A 20925-nucleotide genomic window follows, 5' to 3' on the forward strand; every position below is an offset into this window, starting at 1 on the left:
GCATTCGACCAGATCGATAACGCGCCGGAAGAAAAAGCTCGTGGTATCACCATCAACACTTCTCACGTTGAATATGACACCCCGACTCGCCACTACGCACACGTAGACTGCCCGGGCCACGCCGACTATGTTAAAAACATGATCACCGGTGCTGCGCAGATGGACGGCGCGATCCTGGTTGTTGCTGCGACTGACGGCCCGATGCCGCAGACTCGTGAGCACATCCTGCTGGGTCGTCAGGTAGGCGTTCCGTACATCATCGTGTTCCTGAACAAATGCGACATGGTTGATGACGAAGAGCTGCTGGAACTGGTAGAAATGGAAGTTCGTGAACTTCTGTCTCAGTACGATTTCCCGGGCGACGACACTCCGATCGTTCGTGGTTCTGCTCTGAAAGCGCTGGAAGGCGAAGCAGAGTGGGAAGCGAAAATCATCGAACTGGCTGGCTTCCTGGATTCTTACATCCCAGAACCAGAGCGTGCGATTGACAAGCCGTTCCTGCTGCCTATCGAAGACGTATTCTCCATCTCCGGTCGTGGTACCGTTGTTACCGGTCGTGTAGAGCGCGGTATCATCAAAGTTGGTGAAGAAGTTGAAATCGTTGGTATCAAAGAGACAGCTAAGTCTACCTGTACTGGCGTTGAAATGTTCCGCAAACTGCTGGACGAAGGCCGTGCTGGTGAGAACGTTGGTGTTCTGCTGCGTGGTATCAAACGTGAAGAAATCGAACGTGGTCAGGTACTGGCTAAGCCGGGCTCTATCAAGCCGCACACCAAGTTCGAATCTGAAGTGTACATTCTGTCCAAAGACGAAGGCGGTCGTCATACTCCATTCTTCAAAGGCTACCGTCCGCAGTTCTACTTCCGTACTACTGACGTGACTGGTACCATCGAACTGCCGGAAGGCGTAGAGATGGTAATGCCGGGCGACAACATCAAAATGGTTGTTACCCTGATCCACCCGATCGCGATGGACGACGGTCTGCGTTTCGCAATCCGTGAAGGCGGCCGTACTGTTGGTGCGGGCGTTGTTGCTAAAGTAATGAGCTAATTATTGATTAATTAGCTTTGAGCTTAAAAAGGGCGCTTCGGCGCTCTTTTTGCTACCTGCAATTTAGTCGTTGTCATATTTATTCGCATTTTTTATTCATTCTCCCGCCGCGTAAATCGCGTTGTGCTATTGTAATCATAACTATTCTCATTTACACTTTGCGCAGAAATTGAACGGGAGCGATCATGTACGTTTGTTTGTGTAATGCGATAAGTGATAAAAAAATACGTCAGGCTGTTCGCCAGTTTCATCCTCAGTCCTTTCAGCAATTACGTAAATTTATTCCTGTTGGAAATCAATGTGGTAAATGCATTCGTGCTGCCCGCGAGGTCATGCAGGATGAATTAACACAAATGCCAGAATTTAAAGAGATCGCCTAAGTCACACTCTTTTTTTTGACATCCCTGTAGCCCCATCTACGCTCTAAGAGTGGAAGCGGAGGGACTATAAAATGAAAGGTGATGTTAAAATCATAAATTATCTCAATAAACTATTGGGAAATGAGCTTGTCGCGATCAACCAGTATTTTCTCCATGCTCGTATGTTTAAAAACTGGGGACTGACTCGCCTCAATGATGTTGAGTACCATGAATCTATCGATGAGATGAAACACGCTGATAAATATATCGAGCGTATTTTATTCTTAGAAGGGATCCCGAACTTGCAGGATCTTGGCAAGTTGGGTATTGGCGAAGACGTTGAAGAGATGCTGCAATCCGATCTTCGACTCGAACTCGATGGTGCTAAAGACTTGCGTGAAGCCATTGCCTATGCCGATAGCGTTCATGATTATGTCAGCCGGGATATGATGATTGAGATCCTGACTGAAGAAGAAGGGCATATTGACTGGCTCGAAACCGAGCTGGACCTGATTGCAAAACTTGGCTTACAAAATTATCTGCAATCGCAAATTAAAGTCAGTGACTAACCACCCAGTATCATACTTACCAGGCCAATAACAAAACCCGCAGCCGCCAGATATGGCCCAAATGGCAGCGGGTTTTTTAGTACCTGTTTCCCGTAACGGACGCAGGAAATCCCGGTGAGGCAACATGCCATACCCGCGGCAAGTAAAACCAAAAGTGGTAATGATTCCCAGCGATGCCATGCGCCTAGCGCGGCAAGAAATTTGACATCGCCAAAGCCTAACCCTTCCTGTCGGCATATCAAACGATACCCCCAGTAGAACAAAGCAAATACCCCATAACCCGCTACAGCACCCCAAAGCGCGTCGGATAACTGTGCAGGTCTGCAGCATTGATGATAAATAAGACCGCCCCACAAAAGAGGGCAGGTAAATTTGTCGGGCAGCAACCCGGTACGTAGGTCGTGGACTAAGAGCAGTCCTGATAGCGAAACATAAATCAACAGAAAGGGGAGGTCGATGTACATGGGCAAGCCTTATCTGGTAAAGCGTTTACCTTCAGGTAAACCCGGCGGCCCTACAAGCCCGGGATGTGGGTTATGGATGCTCTCTTCCACGGAAAACGCGTTGCACCGCAGGACATACAATCAGAGTGGAAGGAGCGCCGCATTTGTGAACGAGTGATTAATTTCTACGCGGCACTTGCTTAAGACTGAGATTTACGTATAATGCGCGGGCTTGTCTAATATTGACAGCGGTTCGATATGAGCCACCGGTACTGCGAAAGCAATACCAGACAATGTTCCCAATCGGGGAACTCTGTAAGAACGGTTACACTCTCCCATCAATCGTAATGGGTTTGAGGAGTAACTATTTCGTCTATAAAATAATTGGAGCTCTGGTCTCATGCAGAACCAAAGAATCCGTATCCGTTTGAAAGCGTTTGATCATCGTCTGATCGATCAATCAACCGCGGAAATCGTCGAGACTGCCAAGCGCACTGGTGCGCAGGTTCGTGGTCCGATCCCGCTGCCGACCCGCAAAGAGCGTTTCACCGTTCTGATCTCCCCGCACGTCAACAAAGACGCGCGTGATCAGTACGAGATCCGTACTCACAAGCGTCTGGTTGACATCGTTGAGCCAACTGAAAAAACCGTTGATGCTCTGATGCGTCTGGACCTGGCTGCCGGTGTAGACGTGCAGATCAGCCTGGGTTAATCAGGTCATCGAGCGATTGAGAGGTTGATACAATGATTGGTTTAGTCGGTAAAAAAGTGGGTATGACCCGCATCTTCACTGAAGATGGCGTATCTATCCCAGTAACCGTTATCGAAGTTGAAGCAAACCGCGTTACTCAGGTTAAAGATCTGGCTAACGATGGCTATCGCGCTGTTCAGGTTACCACCGGTGCTAAAAAAGCTAACCGCGTAACTAAGCCGGAAGCTGGCCACTTTGCTAAAGCTGGCGTAGAAGCTGGCCGCGGCCTGTGGGAGTTCCGTCTGGCAGATGGTGAAGAATACACCGTTGGTCAGAACATTAGCGTTGAACTGTTTGCTGACGTTAAAAAAGTTGACGTAACCGGTACCTCTAAAGGTAAAGGTTTCGCTGGTACCGTTAAGCGCTGGAACTTCCGCACCCAGGACGCTACTCACGGTAACTCCTTGTCTCACCGCGTTCCGGGTTCTATCGGTCAGAACCAGACTCCGGGCAAAGTGTTCAAAGGCAAGAAAATGGCAGGTCAGCTGGGCAACGAACGTGTAACCGTTCAGAGCCTGGACGTAGTACGTGTTGACGCTGAGCGCAACCTGCTGCTGGTTAAAGGTGGTGTTCCGGGTGCGACCGGTTGCGACCTGATCGTTAAACCAGCTGTGAAGGCGTAAGGGGATAGCAATGGAATTAGTATTGAAAGACGCGCAGAGCGCGCTGACTGTTTCCGAAACTACCTTCGGTCGTGATTTCAACGAAGCGCTGGTTCACCAGGTTGTTGTTGCTTATGCAGCTGGTGCTCGTCAGGGTACTCGTGCTCAGAAGACTCGTGCTGAAGTAACTGGTTCAGGCAAAAAGCCGTGGCGCCAGAAAGGTACCGGCCGTGCGCGTTCAGGTTCTATCAAGAGCCCGATCTGGCGTTCAGGTGGCGTGACCTTCGCTGCTCGTCCACAGGACCACAGTCAAAAAGTTAACAAAAAGATGTACCGCGGCGCGCTGAAAAGCATTCTGTCCGAACTGGTACGTCAGGATCGTCTGATCGTTGTCGAATCATTCTCTGTAGAAGCGCCTAAAACTAAGCTGCTGGCACAGAAACTGAAAGACATGGCTCTGGAAGATGTGCTGATCATCACCGGTGAGCTGGACGAAAACCTGTTCCTGGCTGCGCGCAACCTGCACAAGGTTGACGTACGCGATGCAACTGGTATCGACCCGGTTAGCCTGATCGCCTTCGACAAAGTCGTAATGACTGCTGATGCTGTTAAGCAAGTTGAGGAGATGCTGGCATGATTCGTGAAGAACGTCTGCTGAAAGTGCTGCGCGCACCGCACGTTTCTGAAAAAGCGTCTACTGCGATGGAAAAAACTAACACCATCGTTCTCAAAGTTGCTAAAGACGCGACCAAAGCAGAAATCAAAGCTGCTGTGCAGAAACTGTTTGAAGTCGAAGTCGAAGTCGTTAACACCCTGGTAGTTAAAGGGAAAGTTAAACGTCACGGACAGCGTATCGGTCGTCGTAGCGACTGGAAAAAAGCTTACGTCACCCTGAAGGAAGGCCAGAATCTGGACTTCGTCGGCGGCGCTGAGTAAGTCGGAGGAGTAATACAATGGCAGTTGTTAAATGTAAACCGACATCTCCGGGTCGTCGCCACGTTGTTAAAGTGGTCAACCCAGAGCTGCACAAGGGCAAACCTTTTGCTCCGCTGGTTGAAAAAAACAGCAAATCCGGTGGTCGTAACAACAATGGCCGCATCACCACTCGTCACATCGGTGGTGGTCACAAGCAGGCTTATCGTATTGTTGACTTCAAACGCAACAAAGACGGTATCCCGGCAGTTGTTGAACGTCTTGAGTACGATCCGAACCGCTCCGCGAACATCGCGCTGGTTCTGTACAAAGACGGTGAACGCCGTTACATCCTGGCCCCTAAAGGCCTGAAAGCTGGCGACCAGATTCAGTCTGGCGTTGATGCTGCAATCAAAGCAGGTAACACCCTGCCGATGCGCAATATCCCGGTTGGTTCTACCGTTCATAACGTAGAAATGAAACCAGGTAAAGGCGGTCAGCTGGCACGTTCCGCTGGTACTTACGTTCAGATCGTTGCTCGTGATGGTGCTTATGTCACCCTGCGTCTGCGTTCTGGTGAAATGCGTAAAGTCGAAGCAGACTGCCGTGCAACTCTGGGCGAAGTTGGCAATGCTGAGCATATGCTGCGCGTTCTGGGTAAAGCAGGTGCTGCACGCTGGCGTGGTGTTCGTCCTACCGTTCGCGGTACTGCGATGAACCCAGTCGACCACCCACATGGTGGTGGTGAAGGTCGTAACTTTGGTAAGCACCCGGTAACTCCGTGGGGCGTTCAGACCAAAGGTAAGAAGACCCGCAGCAACAAGCGTACTGATAAATTCATCGTACGTCGCCGTAGCAAATAATTTTAGAGGATAAGCCATGCCACGTTCTCTCAAGAAAGGTCCTTTTATTGACCTGCACTTGCTGAAGAAGGTAGAGAAAGCGGTGGAAAGCGGAGACAAGAAGCCCCTGCGCACTTGGTCCCGTCGTTCAACGATCTTTCCTAACATGATCGGTTTGACCATCGCTGTCCATAATGGTCGTCAGCACGTTCCGGTATTTGTTTCCGACGAAATGGTCGGTCACAAACTGGGTGAATTCGCACCGACTCGTACTTATCGCGGCCACGCTGCTGATAAAAAAGCGAAGAAGAAATAAGGTAGGAGGAAGAGATGGAAACTTTAGCTCAACATCGCCATGCTCGTTCTTCTGCTCAGAAGGTTCGCCTTGTTGCAGACCTGATTCGCGGTAAGAAAGTGTCGCAGGCTCTGGATATTCTGACCTACACCAATAAGAAAGCGGCTGTACTGGTTAAGAAAGTCCTGGAATCTGCCATTGCTAACGCTGAACACAACGATGGCGCTGACATTGACGATCTGAAAGTTACGAAAATTTTCGTAGACGAAGGCCCGAGCATGAAGCGCATTATGCCGCGTGCAAAAGGTCGTGCAGATCGCATCCTGAAGCGCACCAGCCACATTACTGTGGTTGTGTCCGATCGCTGAGACTCTGGAGACTAGCAATGGGTCAGAAAGTACATCCTAATGGTATTCGCCTGGGTATTGTAAAACCATGGAACTCAACCTGGTTTGCGAACACCAAAGAATTCGCTGACAACCTGGACAGCGATTTTAAAGTACGTCAGTACCTGACTAAGGAACTGGCTAAAGCGTCTGTATCTCGTATCGTTATCGAGCGTCCGGCTAAGAGCATCCGTGTGACCATTCACACCGCTCGCCCGGGTATCGTTATCGGTAAGAAAGGCGAAGACGTAGAAAAACTGCGCAAAGTCGTAGCCGATATTGCTGGCGTTCCTGCTCAGATCAATATCGCCGAAGTGCGTAAGCCTGAACTGGACGCAAAATTGGTTGCTGACAGCATCACTTCTCAGCTGGAACGTCGTGTTATGTTCCGTCGTGCTATGAAGCGTGCTGTACAGAACGCAATGCGTCTGGGCGCTAAAGGTATCAAAGTTGAAGTTAGCGGCCGTCTGGGCGGCGCGGAAATCGCACGTACCGAATGGTACCGCGAAGGTCGCGTACCTCTGCACACTCTGCGTGCTGACATCGACTACAACACCTCTGAAGCGCACACCACTTACGGTGTAATCGGCGTTAAAGTGTGGATCTTCAAAGGCGAGATCCTGGGTGGTATGGCTGCTGTTGAACAACCGGAAAAACCGGCTGCGCAACCTAAAAAGCAGCAGCGTAAAGGCCGTAAATAAGGAGCGTCGCTGATGTTACAACCAAAGCGTACAAAATTCCGTAAAATGCACAAAGGCCGTAACCGCGGTCTGGCTGCTGGCGCGGATGTTAGCTTCGGCAGCTTCGGTCTGAAAGCTGTTGGCCGTGGTCGTCTGACTGCCCGTCAGATCGAAGCAGCACGTCGTGCTATGACCCGTGCAGTTAAGCGTCAAGGTAAGATCTGGATCCGTGTATTCCCGGACAAACCGATCACTGAAAAGCCGCTGGCAGTGCGTATGGGTAAAGGTAAAGGTAACGTGGAGTATTGGGTTGCCTTGATTCAGCCGGGTAAAGTCCTGTATGAAATGGACGGCGTACCGGAAGAGCTGGCCCGTGAAGCATTCAAGCTGGCAGCAGCGAAACTGCCGATTAAAACCACCTTTGTAACTAAGACGGTGATGTAATGAAAGCAAAAGAGCTGCGTGAGAAGAGTGTTGAAGAGCTGAACACCGAGCTGCTGAATCTGCTGCGTGAGCAGTTCAACCTGCGTATGCAGGCTGCAAGTGGCCAGCTGCAACAGTCTCACCTGTTGAAGCAAGTGCGTCGTGACGTCGCACGCGTTAAGACTTTACTGACTGAGAAGGCGGGTGCGTAATGACCGATAAAATCCGTACTCTGCAAGGTCGCGTTGTTAGCGATAAAATGGAGAAATCCATCGTTGTTGCTATCGAACGTTTTGTGAAACACCCGATCTACGGTAAATTCATTAAGCGTACGACCAAACTGCACGTACATGACGAGAACAACGAATGCGGTACTGGTGACGTGGTTGAAATCCGCGAATGCCGTCCGCTGTCCAAGACTAAGTCCTGGACGCTGGTTCGCGTTGTAGAGAAAGCCGTTCTGTAATACAGTAGGCATTCTCAACGAATAAACGGCTCAGCGATGAGCCGTTTATTTTTTCTACCCATATCGTTGAAGCGGTGTTATAATGCCGCGCCCCCGATATGGGGCTTTTTTAACGACCTGATTTTCGGGTCTCAGTAGTAGTTGACATTAGCGGAGCACTAAAATGATCCAAGAACAGACTATGCTGAACGTCGCCGACAACTCCGGTGCACGTCGCGTAATGTGTATCAAGGTTCTGGGTGGCTCGCACCGTCGCTACGCAGGCGTCGGCGATATCATCAAGATCACCATCAAGGAAGCAATTCCGCGTGGTAAGGTCAAAAAAGGTGATGTGCTGAAGGCGGTAGTGGTGCGCACCAAGAAGGGTGTTCGTCGCCCGGACGGTTCTGTCATTCGCTTCGATGGTAATGCATGCGTTATTTTAAACAATAACAGCGAGCAACCTATCGGTACGCGTATTTTTGGGCCGGTAACTCGTGAACTTCGTAACGAGAAGTTCATGAAAATTATCTCTCTGGCACCAGAAGTACTCTAAGGAGCGAATCATGGCAGCGAAGATCCGTCGTGATGACGAAGTTATCGTGTTAACCGGTAAAGATAAAGGTAAACGCGGTAAAGTTAAGAATGTCCTGTCTTCCGGCAAGGTCATTGTTGAAGGTATCAACCTGGTTAAGAAACATCAGAAGCCGGTTCCGGCCCTGAACCAACCAGGCGGCATCGTAGAGAAAGAAGCAGCTATTCAGATCTCTAACCTTGCTATCTTCAACGCGGCAACCGGCAAGGCTGACCGTGTAGGCTTTAGATTCGAAGACGGCAAAAAAGTCCGTTTCTTCAAATCTAACAGCGAAACTATCAAGTAATTTGGAGTAGTACGATGGCGAAACTGCATGATTACTACAAAGACGAAGTAGTCGCTAAACTCATGACTGAGTTTAACTACAATTCTGTCATGCAAGTCCCTCGGGTCGAGAAGATCACCCTGAACATGGGTGTTGGTGAAGCGATCGCTGACAAGAAACTGCTGGATAACGCAGCAGCTGACCTGACAGCAATCTCCGGTCAAAAACCGCTGATCACCAAAGCACGCAAATCAGTTGCAGGCTTCAAAATCCGTCAGGGCTATCCGATCGGCTGTAAAGTAACTCTGCGTGGCGAACGCATGTGGGAGTTCTTTGAGCGCCTGATCACTATTGCTGTTCCACGTATCCGTGACTTCCGTGGCTTGTCCGCTAAGTCTTTCGACGGTCGTGGTAACTACAGCATGGGTGTCCGTGAGCAGATCATCTTCCCAGAAATCGACTACGATAAAGTCGACCGCGTGCGTGGTTTGGATATTACCATTACCACTACTGCGAAATCTGATGAAGAAGGCCGTGCTCTGCTGGCTGCCTTTGACTTCCCGTTCCGCAAGTAAGGTAGGGTTACTGAATGGCTAAGCAATCAATGAAAGCACGCGAAGTAAAGCGCGTAGCTTTAGCTGATAAGTACTTCGCAAAACGCGCTGAACTGAAAGCTATTATCTCTGATGTGAACGCGACCGACGAAGATCGTTGGAACGCAGTTCTCAAGCTGCAGTCTCTGCCGCGTGATTCCAGCCCGTCCCGTCAGCGTAACCGCTGCCGTCAAACAGGTCGTCCGCATGGCTATGTGGGCAAGTTCGGGTTGAGCCGTATCAAACTGCGTGAAGCCGCCATGCGCGGTGAAGTACCAGGCTTGAAAAAGGCTAGCTGGTAATTACCAATTGAATCACGGGAGTAAAGACAGATGAGCATGCAAGATCCGATCGCGGATATGCTGACCCGTATCCGTAACGGTCAGGCCGCGAATAAAGCTGCGGTCACCATGCCTTCCTCCAAGCTGAAAGTGGCAATTGCCAACGTGCTGAAGGAAGAAGGTTTTATTGAAGATTTTAAAGTTGAAGGCGACACCAAGCCGGAACTGGAACTTACTCTCAAGTATTTCCAGGGTAAAGCTGTTGTAGAAAGCATTCAGCGTGTCAGTCGCCCAGGTCTGCGCATTTATAAGCGTAAAGACGAGCTGCCGAAAGTTATGGCTGGCATGGGTATCGCAGTTGTTTCTACCTCTAAAGGTGTTATGACTGATCGTGCAGCGCGCCAGGCTGGTCTTGGTGGCGAAATTATCTGCTACGTAGCCTAATCGGAGGAAAAAATGTCTCGTGTTGCTAAAGCACCGGTCGTTATTCCTGCCGGCGTTGATGTAAAAATCAACGGTCAGGTTATTACGATCAAAGGTAAAAACGGCGAGCTGACTCGTACTCTCAACGATGCTGTTGCAGTAAATCATGCAGATAATGCACTGACCTTCGGTCCGCGTGATGGTTACGCAGATGGATGGGCTCAGGCTGGTACCGCGCGTGCCCTGCTGAATGCAATGGTTGTCGGTGTTACCGAAGGCTTCACTAAGAAGCTTCAGCTGGTTGGTGTAGGTTATCGTGCAGCGGTTAAAGGGAATGTAGTAAACCTGGCTTTAGGTTTCTCTCACCCAGTTGACCATCAGCTGCCTGCGGGAATCACTGCAGAATGTCCGTCTCAGACTGAAATCGTGCTGAAAGGCGCTGATAAACAGCTGATCGGTCAGGTTGCAGCAGATCTGCGCGCCTACCGTCGTCCTGAGCCTTATAAAGGCAAGGGTGTTCGTTACGCCGACGAAGTCGTGCGTACCAAAGAGGCTAAGAAGAAGTAAGGTAACACTATGGATAAGAAATCTGCTCGTATCCGTCGTGCGACCCGCGCACGCCGCAAGCTCCAGGAGCTGGGTGCAACTCGCCTGGTGGTACATCGTACCCCGCGTCATATTTACGCACAGGTAATTGCACCGAACGGTTCTGAAGTTCTGGTAGCTGCTTCTACTGTAGAAAAAGCTATCGCTGAACAATTGAAGTACACCGGTAACAAAGACGCTGCTGCAGCTGTAGGTAAAGCTGTTGCTGAACGCGCTCTGGAAAAAGGCATCAAAGATGTTTCTTTTGACCGTTCCGGGTTCCAATATCATGGTCGTGTCCAGGCACTGGCAGATGCTGCCCGTGAAGCTGGCCTTCAGTTCTAAGGTAGAGGTGTAAGATGGCTCACATCGAAAAACAAGCTGGCGAACTGCAGGAAAAGCTGATCGCGGTTAACCGCGTATCTAAAACCGTTAAAGGTGGTCGTATTTTCTCCTTCACAGCTCTGACTGTAGTTGGTGATGGTAACGGTCGCGTTGGTTTTGGTTACGGTAAAGCGCGTGAAGTTCCAGCAGCGATCCAGAAAGCGATGGAAAAAGCCCGTCGCAATATGATTAACGTCGCGCTGAACCACGGCACCCTGCAGCACCCGGTTAAGGGTACTCACACGGGTTCTCGTGTATTCATGCAGCCGGCTTCCGAAGGTACCGGTATCATCGCCGGTGGTGCAATGCGCGCCGTTCTGGAAGTCGCTGGAGTTCGTAACGTTCTGGCTAAAGCGTATGGTTCCACTAACCCGATTAACGTGGTTCGTGCAACTATCGATGGCCTGGAAAATATGAAATCTCCGGAAATGGTCGCTGCCAAGCGTGGTAAATCCGTTGAAGAAATTCTGGGGAAATAAACCATGGCAAAGACTATTAAAATTACTCAAACCCGCAGTGCAATCGGTCGTCTGCCGAAACACAAGGCAACGCTGCTTGGCCTGGGTCTGCGTCGTATTGGTCACACCGTAGAACGCGAGGATACTCCTGCTGTTCGTGGTATGGTCAACGCGGTTTCCTTCATGGTTAAAGTTGAGGAGTAAGAGATGCGTTTAAATACTCTGTCTCCGGCCGAAGGCTCTAAAAAAGCGGCTCGCCGCCTGGGTCGTGGTATCGGTTCTGGCCTCGGTAAAACCGGTGGTCGTGGTCACAAAGGTCAGAAGTCTCGTTCTGGCGGTGGCGTACGTCGCGGTTTCGAGGGTGGTCAGATGCCTCTGTACCGTCGTCTGCCGAAATTCGGCTTCACTTCACGTAAAGCAGCGATTACAGCCGAAGTTCGTCTGTCTGACCTGGCTAAAGTTGAAGGCGGTGTTGTAGACCTGAACACGCTGAAAGCAGCTAACATTATCGGTATCCAGATCGAGTTCGCGAAAGTGATCCTGGCTGGTGAAGTCACTACTCCGGTAACTGTTCGTGGCCTGCGTGTTACTAAAGGCGCTCGTGCTGCTATCGAAGCTGCTGGCGGTAAAATCGAGGAATAAGTAGCAGATGGCTAAACAACCGGGATTAGATTTTCAAAGTGCCAAAGGTGGCTTAGGCGAGCTGAAACGCAGACTGCTGTTTGTAATCGGCGCGCTGATTGTGTTCCGTATTGGCTCTTTCATTCCGATCCCTGGTATTGATGCCGCTGTACTTGCCAAACTGCTTGAGCAACAGCGAGGCACCATCATTGAAATGTTTAACATGTTCTCTGGTGGTGCTCTCAGCCGTGCTTCTATCTTTGCTCTGGGGATCATGCCGTATATTTCGGCGTCGATCATTATCCAGCTGCTGACGGTGGTTCATCCAACGCTGGCAGAAATTAAGAAAGAAGGGGAGTCTGGTCGTCGTAAGATCAGCCAGTACACCCGCTACGGTACTCTGGTGCTGGCAATATTCCAGTCGATCGGTATTGCTACCGGTCTGCCGAATATGCCTGGTATGCAGGGCCTGGTGATGAACCCAGGCTTTGCATTCTATTTCACCGCTGTTGTAAGTCTGGTTACAGGGACGATGTTCCTGATGTGGTTGGGCGAACAGATTACTGAACGTGGTATCGGCAACGGTATCTCAATCATTATCTTCGCCGGTATTGTCGCGGGACTCCCGCCAGCCATTGCCCATACTATCGAGCAAGCGCGTCAAGGCGACCTGCACTTCCTCGTGTTGCTGTTGGTTGCAGTATTAGTATTCGCAGTGACGTTCTTTGTTGTATTTGTTGAGCGTGGTCAACGCCGTATTGTGGTAAACTACGCGAAACGTCAGCAAGGTCGTCGTGTCTATGCTGCACAGAGCACACATTTACCGCTGAAAGTGAATATGGCGGGGGTAATCCCGGCAATCTTCGCTTCCAGTATTATTCTGTTCCCGGCGACCATCGCGTCATGGTTCGGGGGCGGGACTGGTTGGAACTGGCTGACAACAATTTCGCTGTATTTGCAGCCTGGGCAACCGCTTTATGTGTTACTCTATGCGTCTGCAATCATATTCTTCTGTTTCTTCTACACGGCGTTGGTTTTCAACCCGCGTGAAACAGCAGATAACCTGAAGAAGTCCGGTGCATTTGTACCAGGAATTCGTCCGGGAGAGCAAACGGCGAAGTATATCGATAAAGTAATGACCCGCCTGACTTTGGTTGGTGCGCTCTACATTACCTTTATCTGCCTGATCCCGGAGTTCATGCGTGATGCAATGAAAGTACCGTTCTACTTCGGTGGGACCTCACTGCTTATCGTTGTTGTCGTGATTATGGACTTTATGGCTCAAGTGCAAACTCTGATGATGTCAAGTCAGTACGAGTCTGCATTGAAGAAGGCGAATCTGAAAGGCTACGGCCGTTAACAGTCGCCCGAGAAGTTACGGAGAGTAAAAATGAAAGTTCGTGCTTCCGTCAAGAAATTATGCCGTAACTGCAAAATCGTTAAGCGTGATGGTGTCATCCGTGTGATTTGCAGTGCCGAGCCGAAGCATAAACAGCGCCAAGGCTGATTTATTCGCATATTTTTCTTGCAAAGTTGGGTTGAGCTGGCTAGATTAGCCAGCCAATCTTTTGTATGTCTGTGCGTTTCCATTTGAGTATCCTGAAAACGGGCTTTTCAGCATGGTGCGTACATATTAAATAGTAGGAGTGCATAGTGGCCCGTATAGCAGGCATTAACATTCCTGATCAGAAACATGCTGTGATCGCATTAACTTCGATCTACGGCGTCGGCAAGACCCGTTCTAAAGCCATTCTGGCTGCCGCGGGTATCGCTGAAGATGTTAAGATCAGTGAGCTGTCTGAAGAACAAATCGACACGCTGCGTGACGAAGTTGCCAAATTTGTCGTTGAAGGTGATCTGCGCCGTGAAGTTAGCATGAGCATCAAGCGCCTTATGGATCTTGGTTGCTATCGCGGTTTGCGTCATCGTCGTGGTCTCCCGGTTCGCGGTCAGCGTACCAAGACCAACGCACGTACCCGTAAGGGTCCGCGCAAACCGATCAAGAAATAATCGGGGTGATTGAATAATGGCAAAGGCACCAATTCGTGCACGTAAACGTGTAAGAAAACAAGTCTCTGACGGCGTGGCTCATATCCATGCTTCTTTTAACAACACCATCGTTACCATTACTGATCGTCAGGGTAACGCACTGGGTTGGGCAACAGCCGGTGGTTCCGGTTTCCGTGGTTCTCGCAAATCCACTCCGTTTGCAGCTCAGGTTGCAGCAGAGCGTTGCGCTGAAGCCGTAAAAGAATACGGTATCAAGAATCTGGAAGTTATGGTCAAAGGACCGGGTCCAGGTCGCGAATCTACTGTTCGTGCTCTGAACGCCGCTGGTTTCCGCATCACTAATATTACTGATGTGACTCCGATCCCTCATAACGGTTGTCGTCCGCCGAAAAAACGTCGCGTATAACGCTGTCGTTTCTAGGATTGTTGGAGAAAGAAAATGGCAAGATATTTGGGTCCTAAGCTCAAGCTGAGCCGTCGTGAGGGCACTGACTTATTCCTTAAGTCTGGCGTTCGCGCGATCGATACCAAGTGTAAAATTGAACAAGCTCCTGGCCAGCACGGTGCGCGTAAACCGCGTCTGTCTGACTATGGTGTGCAGTTGCGTGAAAAGCAAAAAGTTCGCCGTATCTACGGTGTGCTGGAGCGTCAGTTCCGTAACTACTACAAAGAAGCAGCACGTCTGAAAGGCAACACCGGTGAAAACCTGTTGGGTCTGCTGGAAGGTCGTCTGGACAACGTTGTATACCGTATGGGCTTCGGTGCCACTCGTGCAGAAGCACGTCAGCTGGTCAGCCATAAAGCAATTATGGTAAACGGTCGTGTTGTTAACATCGCTTCTTATCAGGTTAGTCCGAATGACGTTGTTAGCATTCGTGAGAAAGCGAAGAAGCAGTCTCGCGTGAAAGCCGCTCTGGAGCTGGCTGAGCAGCGTGAAAAGCCAACCTGGCTGGAAGTTGATGCTGGCAAGATGGAAGGTACGTTCAAGCGTAAGCCGGAGCGTTCTGATCTGTCTGCGGACATTAACGAACACCTGATCGTCGAGCTTTACTCCAAGTAAAGCTTAGTACCAAAGAGAGGACACAATGCAGGGTTCTGTGACAGAGTTTCTAAAACCGCGCCTGGTAGATATCGAGCAAGTGAGTTCGACGCACGCCAAGGTGACCCTTGAGCCTTTAGAGCGTGGCTTTGGCCATACTTTGGGTAACGCACTGCGCCGTATTCTGCTCTCATCGATGCCGGGTTGCGCGGTGACCGAGGTTGAGATTGATGGTGTACTACATGAGTACAGCACCAAAGAAGGCGTTCAGGAAGATATCCTGGAAATCCTGCTCAACCTGAAAGGGCTGGCGGTGAGAGTTCAGGGTAAAGATGACGTTATTCTTACCTTGAATAAATCTGGCATTGGCCCTGTGACTGCAGCCGACATTACCCATGATGGTGATGTCGAAATCGTCAAGCCACAGCACGTGATCTGCCACCTGACCGATGAGAATGCATCTATTAGCATGCGTATCAAAGTTCAGCGCGGTCGTGGTTATGTGCCGGCTTCTACCCGAATTCATTCGGAAGAAGATGAGCGCCCAATCGGCCGTCTGCTGGTCGACGCATGCTACAGCCCTGTAGAGCGTATTGCCTACAATGTTGAAGCAGCGCGTGTAGAACAGCGTACCGACCTGGACAAGCTGGTCATCGAAATGGAAACCAACGGCACAATCGATCCTGAAGAGGCGATTCGTCGTGCGGCAACCATTCTGGCTGAACAACTGGAAGCTTTCGTTGATTTACGTGATGTACGTCAGCCGGAAGTTAAAGAAGAGAAACCAGAATTCGATCCGATCCTGCTGCGCCCTGTTGACGATCTGGAATTGACTGTCCGCTCTGCTAACTGCCTCAAAGCAGAAGCTATCCACTATATCGGTGATCTGGTACAGCGTACTGAGGTTGAGCTTCTTAAGACGCCTAACCTTGGTAAAAAATCTCTTACCGAGATTAAAGACGTGCTGGCTTCCCGTGGACTGTCTCTGGGCATGCGCCTGGAAAACTGGCCACCGGCAAGCATCGCTGACGAGTAACCGGATCACAGGTTAAGGTTTTACTGAGAAGGATAAGGTCATGCGCCATCGTAAGAGTGGTCGTCAACTGAACCGCAACAGCAGCCATCGCCAGGCTATGTTCCGCAATATGGCAGGTTCACTGGTTCGTCATGAAATCATCAAGACGACTCTGCCGAAAGCGAAAGAGCTGCGTCGCGTAGTTGAGCCGCTGATTACTCTTGCCAAGACTGATAGCGTAGCTAATCGTCGTCTGGCATTCGCCCGTACTCGTGATAACGAGATCGTGGCAAAACTGTTTAACGAACTGGGCCCGCGTTTTGCGAGCCGCGCCGGTGGTTACACTCGCATTCTGAAGTGTGGTTTCCGTGCAGGCGACAACGCGCCGATGGCATACATCGAGCTGGTTGATCGTTCAGAGAAAACAGAAGCTGCTGCAGAGTAATCTGTAGTAACGTAAAAAAACCCGCCTCGGCGGGTTTTTTTATATCCGTCATATCCCCACTTATCTACAATATCTGTACTCTTTTTGTTCATCCCCTGGAGTGTTGTATGTGGTTACTTGACCAGTGGGCAGAGCGCCATATTATTGATGCACAGTCTAAAGGCGAGTTTGATGATTTACCGGGAATGGGCGAACCGCTGACTCTTGACGATGACTCCCATGTCCCGCCTGAACTCCGAGCCGGATACCGTTTATTAAAAAATGCAGGTTGCCTTCCTCCTGAGCTCGAGCAACGCAGAGAGGCAATACAGCTGCTTGAAATACTCGCGGGGATCCGCAAAGATGATCCCAGTTATCCGGAGGTGAGCCGAAGACTGTCGCTACTGGAACTTAAACTTCGGCAGGCTGAACTCAGCACCGAGTTTTTGCGCGGTGACTACGCAGATAAGTTGCTAAAAAAGATCAACGACGAATAGCGGAGAGAGCATGTACCGAATTGGTGAAATAGCGAAACTGGCTGACGTGACGCCGGATACTATCCGCTACTATGAAAAGCAGCAGATGATGGAGCATGAAGTGCGTACTGAAGGCGGATTTCGCCTCTATACAGAAAGCGATCTTCAGCGCTTGAAGTTTATTCGTTATGCCCGGCAGCTTGGTTTCACTCTGGAGTCGATCCGCGAATTGCTTTCGATCCGTGTTGATCCCGAACACCATACCTGTCAGGAATCAAAAGGGATCGTCCAGGAAAGACTGCAAGAAGTCGAAGCCCGTATTGCTGAACTTCAGACGATGCAGCGGTCTCTGCAGCGATTGAATGATGCATGCTGCGGCAAGGCACACAGCAGCGTGTACTGCTCTATTCTTGAAGCTCTTGAGCAAGGCGCCAGTGGAACAACATCAGGCTGTTGATTTCTTGAACTGCCAGGTCTACACTCGCGGCGTAAATTCCTACAAACTGGAGATATTATGAGTCGTTATCAGCACACCAAAGGGCAGATAAAGGACAACGCCATTGAGGCGCTTCTGCATGACCCACTGTTCAGACAGCGCGTTGAGAAAAATAAGAAAGGGAAAGGAAGTTATCTACGTAAAGGAAAACATGGCAATCGGGGTAACTGGGAGGCCAGTGGCAAGAAAGTAATTAACTTTTTTACCACTGGCCTTCTTGTTTCAGTGAGTGCTTAAGAGCGATTATTCTGTTCTTTCAGCAGGTCACGAATTTCACTTAGCAATACTTCTTCTTTCGATGGAGCTGGCGGTGCTGCCGGCTCTTCAGCTTTTTTACGGTTCAGTTTGTTGATCAGTTTGATTGCCATAAAGATAGCAAACGCAACAATAATGAAATCGAATACATTTTGAATAAATACACCGTAATGCATGACCACGGCAGGGATGTCTCCCTGTGCATCACGTAGCGTTAAAGCAAACTGTTTGAAATCAATTCCACCAATTAACAGCCCCAGCGGCGGCATAATGATATCGGCAACCAGTGATGAAACAATCTTACCGAATGCCGCGCCAATAATGACACCCACTGCCAAATCGACAACATTCCCGCGCATCGCGAATTCGCGAAACTCTTTAATAATGCTCATTTTATTCTCCCTATGCAGCTGACGTTTATAAGTTTAACAAATGTTTAGGCAATTTCCATTTATGTATTGCCGAAAGGAAAATTTATTAGACCATGAAAAATAAAGGGAAATAAAAAGGGCGCTGTATTAGCGCCCAAATTATTACAGGAAAAAAGGACTTGGCTGGAATAGTCGCTCAACGTCGGTAATAAACTTTTTATCTGTCAGGAACATAATTACGTGATCGCCCTGCTCAATGCGCAGGTTATCGTTGGCAATCATGACATCGTTACCACGTACAACGGCGCCAATAATGGTTCCGGGCGGAAGTTTAATTTCATCAATTGAACGCCCTACAACTCTCGACGTCGTTTCATCCCCGTGTGCGACGGCTTCAATGGCTTCCGCGACGCCACGGCGAAGTGAAGAAACGCCAACAATATCAGCTTTACGCACGTGGCTCAGCAGCGCGGAGATGGTCGCCTGCTGCGGTGAAATCGCAATATCGATCACGCTGCCTTGCACCAGATCGACGTATGCTCTGCGCTGGATCAACACCATTACTTTCTTGGCGCCCATCCGTTTGGCAAGCATCGCCGACATGATATTTGCTTCGTCATCATTGGTCACTGCGATGAACAGATCGACCTGATCGATATGTTCTTCGGCCAGTAACTCTTGATCCGAAGCATCACCAAAAAAGACGATTGTATTTTGTAGTTTCTCTGCAAGTTCGGATGCGCGTTGTTGATTACGTTCGATCAGTTTGACGCTGTAATCTTTTTCCAGACGACGTGCCAGACCCGCACCGATATTACCGCCACCCACTAACATAATGCGTTTGTACGGCTTTTCCAGACGCTGCAGTTCACTCATTACGGCGCGTATATGCTGTGATGCCGCAATAAAGAAGACTTCATCACCCGCTTCAACGATCGTAGAACCTTGCGGACGGATCGGTCGGTCATGACGGAAAATCGCCGCAACGCGGGTATCGATGTGCGGCATATGCTCACGCATTGTTGACAGCGCATTACCGATAAGCGGCCCGCCGTAATAGGCTTTTACTACTGCCAGACTGACTTTACCTTCGGCAAAATTCACCACCTGTAATGCGCCCGGATATTCAATCAGGCGATAAATGCTATCAATAACCAGTTGCTCAGGCGCAATCAGGTGATCGATTGGCACCGCATCGGATTGGAACAGCTTGTCGGCATCGCGAACGTAATCTGGTGAACGAATACGGGCGATGCGATTAGGCGTATTAAACAGTGAATAAGCTACCTGGCAGGCAACCATATTTGTTTCATCTGAGCTGGTTACGGCAACCAGCATATCGGCATCGTCGGCACCGGCTTCACGCAATACGCGGGGATGCGAACCATGCCCTTGCACGACACGGAGATCAAACTTGTCCTGCAGGCTGCGCAGGCGTTCACCATTGGTATCGACTACCGTGATATCGTTGTTCTCTCCGACCAGGTTTTCAGCCAGCGTACCGCCAACTTGCCCTGCGCCCAGAATGATAATTTTCATCAGTCGCGACCCGTTATCTCATCACTTTTTGATTAGCTTAGCGTAAAAGAAGCCATCGCCATCTTCCGCACCCGGTAAATTCTGACGTCCGGGTTTTTCCGGCGTACCGGTTTCGCTTAATACCGCATCCGGTGTGCGTGCCAGGAAGGCGGCAATTTGCTGCTGGTTCTCTTCTGGCAGGATAGAACACGTTGCATACACCAGCGTGCCGCCAGATTTAAGATGTGACCAGGTAGCATTCAGGATCTCAGCCTGTAATTGGGCAAGTTCGGCAATATCCCGGTCGCGGCGCAGCCATTTGATATCCGGATGGCGACGGATCACCCCGGTTGCAGAACATGGGGCGTCCAGCAAAATACGGTCAAACTGTTGTTCACCGCACCACTGCTGTGGATAGCGGCCATCCCCCTGTTTTACGGTTGCCTTCATGCCCAGACGTTTCAGATTGTCGTAAACGCGCGATAAGCGTTTTTCATCCACATCGACGGCCATGACGTTAGCTTGCGGAGCAACTTCCAGAATGTGAGTGGTTTTACCGCCCGGCGCACAGCACAGGTCGAGGATCTGCTCACCGTCCTCCGGCAACAGATAATTTACGCATCCTTGAGCGGAAGCATCCTGAACGGTGACCCAACCTTCGTTAAAACCAGGGAGGGCGTGAACTGGAGCCGGTGTTTCCAGACGCACTGCATCCGGGTAGTCTGGATGCGGAAAACCTGTTAATCCCGCTTCGGTAAGCAGGTCTAGCCAGGCGTCGCGAGTATGGTGATTACGATTGACTCGTAGCCACATCGGCGGTCGCTGGTTATTGGCTTCAAGAATGGCTTCCCATTTCTGCGGATACGCACTCTTAATACGTTTCACCAGCCAGGAGGGGTGTAAGAAGCGCAAATCGCTTTGCGCAAACTCGGCCAGCAGTTCATCCTGACGGCGTTGAAACTGGCGCAGTACGCCGTTGATCAGCCCCTTCAGCTGTGGACGCTTAATAACGACCGCGCCTTCTACGGTCTCAGCTAACGCAGCGTGTGCTGGAATACGAGTATGCAACAGTTGGTAGAAGCCCACCATGATCAGGTAGTGAACGGTGCGCTGTTTGCCCGTCATTGGACGTTCCATCAGTTGCTGGATCATCCACTCCAGTTGAGAGAGTGTACGTAATACGCCGAAGCAAAGTTCCTGTAACAGCGCTTTGTCTTTATCGGCAACTTTTTGCTGCATGGCGGGCAGCACGTTACTTAGTGATTGTCCTTTCTCGACAACCTGTTCGACGGCCTGGGCCGCCATACTGCGTAAATTAAGATGTTTTTTCATAAGCGCAAAAATAAAAATGCCCGGAGA

General features: G+C 50.1%; 38 protein-coding genes. 34 read left to right on the forward strand and 4 right to left on the reverse strand.

The genetic code is table 11. The annotated features are described in order from the left end of the window. The 3 genes from tuf to bfr all read left to right on the forward strand — a co-directional run. On the forward strand, nucleotides 1-1050 hold a 1050-nt coding region (tuf, locus tag OGY06_RS18025; protein WP_063942044.1), incomplete at its 5' end, for an elongation factor Tu. A 185-nt stretch (nucleotides 1051-1235) separates the two neighbouring features. Further along, complete coding sequence (gene bfd / locus OGY06_RS18030; RefSeq protein WP_003031111.1) at nucleotides 1236-1430, forward strand: bacterioferritin-associated ferredoxin; 195 nt, start codon at nucleotides 1236-1238, stop codon at nucleotides 1428-1430. 71 nt (nucleotides 1431-1501) lie between these two features. Next, entirely contained in the window at nucleotides 1502-1978 is a 477-nt protein-coding gene (gene bfr / locus OGY06_RS18035; protein ID WP_003827773.1) for a bacterioferritin, read from the forward strand. Here the strand turns inward: bfr and OGY06_RS18040 are convergent. Next, on the reverse strand, nucleotides 1975-2442 hold the full coding sequence (locus OGY06_RS18040; protein WP_003827774.1) for a prepilin peptidase: 468 nt from the start codon (nucleotides 2440-2442) through the stop codon (nucleotides 1975-1977). The two genes, bfr and OGY06_RS18040, sit on opposite strands and share 4 nt — an antisense overlap. A 379-nt stretch (nucleotides 2443-2821) precedes the next feature. Between OGY06_RS18040 and rpsJ the strand changes: the two genes are divergently transcribed. From rpsJ to arfA, 31 genes are all read left to right on the forward strand, one after another. Next, nucleotides 2822-3133, forward strand: coding sequence for a 30S ribosomal protein S10 (gene rpsJ / locus OGY06_RS18045; RefSeq protein WP_001181005.1), 312 nt, complete (start codon nucleotides 2822-2824; stop codon nucleotides 3131-3133). Between the two features lie 32 nt (nucleotides 3134-3165). Then, entirely contained in the window at nucleotides 3166-3795 is a 630-nt protein-coding gene (gene rplC / locus OGY06_RS18050) for a 50S ribosomal protein L3 (protein WP_003031117.1), read from the forward strand. 10 nt (nucleotides 3796-3805) lie between these two features. Then, entirely contained in the window at nucleotides 3806-4411 is a 606-nt protein-coding gene (gene rplD / locus OGY06_RS18055; protein WP_003031119.1) for a 50S ribosomal protein L4, read from the forward strand. Beyond that, entirely contained in the window at nucleotides 4408-4710 is a 303-nt protein-coding gene (rplW, locus tag OGY06_RS18060; protein ID WP_000617546.1) for a 50S ribosomal protein L23, read from the forward strand. The genes rplD and rplW overlap by 4 nt, the downstream gene beginning before the upstream one ends. Before the next feature lie 17 nt (nucleotides 4711-4727). Then, nucleotides 4728-5549, forward strand: a complete 822-nt coding sequence (gene rplB / locus OGY06_RS18065) for a 50S ribosomal protein L2 (protein WP_000301869.1) — start codon at nucleotides 4728-4730, stop codon at nucleotides 5547-5549. A 16-nt stretch (nucleotides 5550-5565) separates the two neighbouring features. Then, complete coding sequence (gene rpsS, locus OGY06_RS18070) at nucleotides 5566-5844, forward strand: 30S ribosomal protein S19 (RefSeq protein WP_001138115.1); 279 nt, start codon at nucleotides 5566-5568, stop codon at nucleotides 5842-5844. A 14-nt stretch (nucleotides 5845-5858) separates the two neighbouring features. Beyond that, the gene (gene rplV, locus OGY06_RS18075) at nucleotides 5859-6191 is read left to right on the forward strand and encodes a 50S ribosomal protein L22 (protein WP_000448832.1); all 333 of its coding nucleotides are present in this window, start codon (nucleotides 5859-5861) and stop codon (nucleotides 6189-6191) included. Between the two features lie 17 nt (nucleotides 6192-6208). Then, the gene (gene rpsC / locus OGY06_RS18080; protein WP_000529945.1) at nucleotides 6209-6910 is read left to right on the forward strand and encodes a 30S ribosomal protein S3; all 702 of its coding nucleotides are present in this window, start codon (nucleotides 6209-6211) and stop codon (nucleotides 6908-6910) included. A gap of 12 nt (nucleotides 6911-6922) precedes the next feature. Then, entirely contained in the window at nucleotides 6923-7333 is a 411-nt protein-coding gene (gene rplP, locus OGY06_RS18085; protein ID WP_000941208.1) for a 50S ribosomal protein L16, read from the forward strand. Next, a complete protein-coding gene (gene rpmC, locus OGY06_RS18090; RefSeq protein ID WP_000644742.1) occupies nucleotides 7333-7524 on the forward strand; it encodes a 50S ribosomal protein L29 in 192 nt (63 codons plus the stop codon). The genes rplP and rpmC overlap by 1 nt, the downstream gene beginning before the upstream one ends. Next, on the forward strand, nucleotides 7524-7778 hold the full coding sequence (rpsQ, locus tag OGY06_RS18095) for a 30S ribosomal protein S17 (protein WP_003031120.1): 255 nt from the start codon (nucleotides 7524-7526) through the stop codon (nucleotides 7776-7778). Before rpmC ends, rpsQ begins: the two co-directional genes overlap by 1 nt. A 163-nt stretch (nucleotides 7779-7941) precedes the next feature. Then, complete coding sequence (gene rplN, locus OGY06_RS18100; RefSeq protein ID WP_000613954.1) at nucleotides 7942-8313, forward strand: 50S ribosomal protein L14; 372 nt, start codon at nucleotides 7942-7944, stop codon at nucleotides 8311-8313. A 10-nt stretch (nucleotides 8314-8323) separates the two neighbouring features. Then, a complete protein-coding gene (gene rplX, locus OGY06_RS18105; RefSeq protein WP_003031122.1) occupies nucleotides 8324-8638 on the forward strand; it encodes a 50S ribosomal protein L24 in 315 nt (104 codons plus the stop codon). Between the two features lie 14 nt (nucleotides 8639-8652). Beyond that, nucleotides 8653-9192, forward strand: coding sequence for a 50S ribosomal protein L5 (gene rplE, locus OGY06_RS18110; protein ID WP_003031123.1), 540 nt, complete (start codon nucleotides 8653-8655; stop codon nucleotides 9190-9192). Nucleotides 9193-9206: 14 nt separating this feature from the next. After that, the gene (gene rpsN / locus OGY06_RS18115) at nucleotides 9207-9512 is read left to right on the forward strand and encodes a 30S ribosomal protein S14 (protein WP_003031125.1); all 306 of its coding nucleotides are present in this window, start codon (nucleotides 9207-9209) and stop codon (nucleotides 9510-9512) included. A 30-nt stretch (nucleotides 9513-9542) separates the two neighbouring features. Next, a complete protein-coding gene (gene rpsH / locus OGY06_RS18120; RefSeq protein WP_003031127.1) occupies nucleotides 9543-9935 on the forward strand; it encodes a 30S ribosomal protein S8 in 393 nt (130 codons plus the stop codon). A gap of 12 nt (nucleotides 9936-9947) precedes the next feature. Beyond that, nucleotides 9948-10481: a 50S ribosomal protein L6 gene (rplF, locus tag OGY06_RS18125; RefSeq protein ID WP_003031129.1), complete on the forward strand. Its 534-nt coding sequence runs from the start codon at nucleotides 9948-9950 to the stop codon at nucleotides 10479-10481. A gap of 9 nt (nucleotides 10482-10490) precedes the next feature. After that, nucleotides 10491-10844: a 50S ribosomal protein L18 gene (rplR, locus tag OGY06_RS18130; RefSeq protein WP_000358960.1), complete on the forward strand. Its 354-nt coding sequence runs from the start codon at nucleotides 10491-10493 to the stop codon at nucleotides 10842-10844. 14 nt (nucleotides 10845-10858) lie between these two features. Next, a complete protein-coding gene (gene rpsE / locus OGY06_RS18135; RefSeq protein WP_003031131.1) occupies nucleotides 10859-11362 on the forward strand; it encodes a 30S ribosomal protein S5 in 504 nt (167 codons plus the stop codon). Nucleotides 11363-11365: 3 nt separating this feature from the next. Then, nucleotides 11366-11545, forward strand: a complete 180-nt coding sequence (gene rpmD / locus OGY06_RS18140) for a 50S ribosomal protein L30 (protein ID WP_001140434.1) — start codon at nucleotides 11366-11368, stop codon at nucleotides 11543-11545. 3 nt (nucleotides 11546-11548) lie between these two features. Continuing rightward, nucleotides 11549-11983, forward strand: coding sequence for a 50S ribosomal protein L15 (gene rplO / locus OGY06_RS18145; protein ID WP_003031132.1), 435 nt, complete (start codon nucleotides 11549-11551; stop codon nucleotides 11981-11983). A 7-nt stretch (nucleotides 11984-11990) separates the two neighbouring features. Next, nucleotides 11991-13322 (forward strand): preprotein translocase subunit SecY, encoded by a 1332-nt coding sequence (gene secY / locus OGY06_RS18150; protein WP_001118864.1) that lies wholly within the window; start codon nucleotides 11991-11993, stop codon nucleotides 13320-13322. A gap of 30 nt (nucleotides 13323-13352) precedes the next feature. Next, nucleotides 13353-13469 carry a 50S ribosomal protein L36 gene (gene rpmJ / locus OGY06_RS18155; RefSeq protein ID WP_000868187.1) on the forward strand — a complete coding sequence of 39 codons (117 nt, stop codon included), beginning with the start codon at nucleotides 13353-13355 and terminating at the stop codon, nucleotides 13467-13469. A gap of 146 nt (nucleotides 13470-13615) precedes the next feature. Continuing rightward, nucleotides 13616-13972, forward strand: a complete 357-nt coding sequence (gene rpsM / locus OGY06_RS18160; protein WP_003031135.1) for a 30S ribosomal protein S13 — start codon at nucleotides 13616-13618, stop codon at nucleotides 13970-13972. Nucleotides 13973-13988: 16 nt separating this feature from the next. Then, the gene (gene rpsK, locus OGY06_RS18165) at nucleotides 13989-14378 is read left to right on the forward strand and encodes a 30S ribosomal protein S11 (RefSeq protein ID WP_003031137.1); all 390 of its coding nucleotides are present in this window, start codon (nucleotides 13989-13991) and stop codon (nucleotides 14376-14378) included. A 33-nt stretch (nucleotides 14379-14411) separates the two neighbouring features. Then, the gene (gene rpsD, locus OGY06_RS18170; RefSeq protein WP_003031138.1) at nucleotides 14412-15032 is read left to right on the forward strand and encodes a 30S ribosomal protein S4; all 621 of its coding nucleotides are present in this window, start codon (nucleotides 14412-14414) and stop codon (nucleotides 15030-15032) included. A 25-nt stretch (nucleotides 15033-15057) separates the two neighbouring features. Beyond that, nucleotides 15058-16047, forward strand: coding sequence for a DNA-directed RNA polymerase subunit alpha (locus OGY06_RS18175; RefSeq protein ID WP_003031139.1), 990 nt, complete (start codon nucleotides 15058-15060; stop codon nucleotides 16045-16047). Nucleotides 16048-16087: 40 nt separating this feature from the next. Further along, a complete protein-coding gene (gene rplQ / locus OGY06_RS18180) occupies nucleotides 16088-16471 on the forward strand; it encodes a 50S ribosomal protein L17 (RefSeq protein ID WP_001216370.1) in 384 nt (127 codons plus the stop codon). Between the two features lie 107 nt (nucleotides 16472-16578). Beyond that, a complete protein-coding gene (locus OGY06_RS18185) occupies nucleotides 16579-16947 on the forward strand; it encodes a DnaJ family domain-containing protein (RefSeq protein WP_240389572.1) in 369 nt (122 codons plus the stop codon). Between the two features lie 10 nt (nucleotides 16948-16957). Further along, nucleotides 16958-17383 (forward strand): Zn(2+)-responsive transcriptional regulator, encoded by a 426-nt coding sequence (gene zntR / locus OGY06_RS18190; RefSeq protein WP_003031145.1) that lies wholly within the window; start codon nucleotides 16958-16960, stop codon nucleotides 17381-17383. Nucleotides 17384-17440: 57 nt separating this feature from the next. Next, nucleotides 17441-17659, forward strand: coding sequence for an alternative ribosome-rescue factor ArfA (gene arfA, locus OGY06_RS18195; protein ID WP_003828276.1), 219 nt, complete (start codon nucleotides 17441-17443; stop codon nucleotides 17657-17659). Here the strand turns inward: arfA and mscL are convergent. The 3 genes from mscL to rsmB all read right to left on the reverse strand — a co-directional run bounded on the left by mscL (nucleotide 17656) and on the right by rsmB (nucleotide 20898). Next, nucleotides 17656-18069: a large-conductance mechanosensitive channel protein MscL gene (gene mscL, locus OGY06_RS18200; RefSeq protein ID WP_003031152.1), complete on the reverse strand. Its 414-nt coding sequence runs from the start codon at nucleotides 18067-18069 to the stop codon at nucleotides 17656-17658. The genes arfA and mscL overlap by 4 nt on opposite strands. Before the next feature lie 141 nt (nucleotides 18070-18210). Further along, a complete protein-coding gene (trkA, locus tag OGY06_RS18205) occupies nucleotides 18211-19587 on the reverse strand; it encodes a Trk system potassium transporter TrkA (protein WP_003031153.1) in 1377 nt (458 codons plus the stop codon). A gap of 21 nt (nucleotides 19588-19608) precedes the next feature. Then, nucleotides 19609-20898 carry a 16S rRNA (cytosine(967)-C(5))-methyltransferase RsmB gene (gene rsmB / locus OGY06_RS18210; protein ID WP_063942043.1) on the reverse strand — a complete coding sequence of 430 codons (1290 nt, stop codon included), beginning with the start codon at nucleotides 20896-20898 and terminating at the stop codon, nucleotides 19609-19611. Nucleotides 20899-20925: the final 27 nt, after the last annotated feature.

It is taken from the genome of Citrobacter sp. Cpo147 (assembly GCF_030332405.1).
Lineage (GTDB): Bacteria > Pseudomonadota > Gammaproteobacteria > Enterobacterales > Enterobacteriaceae > Citrobacter > Citrobacter portucalensis.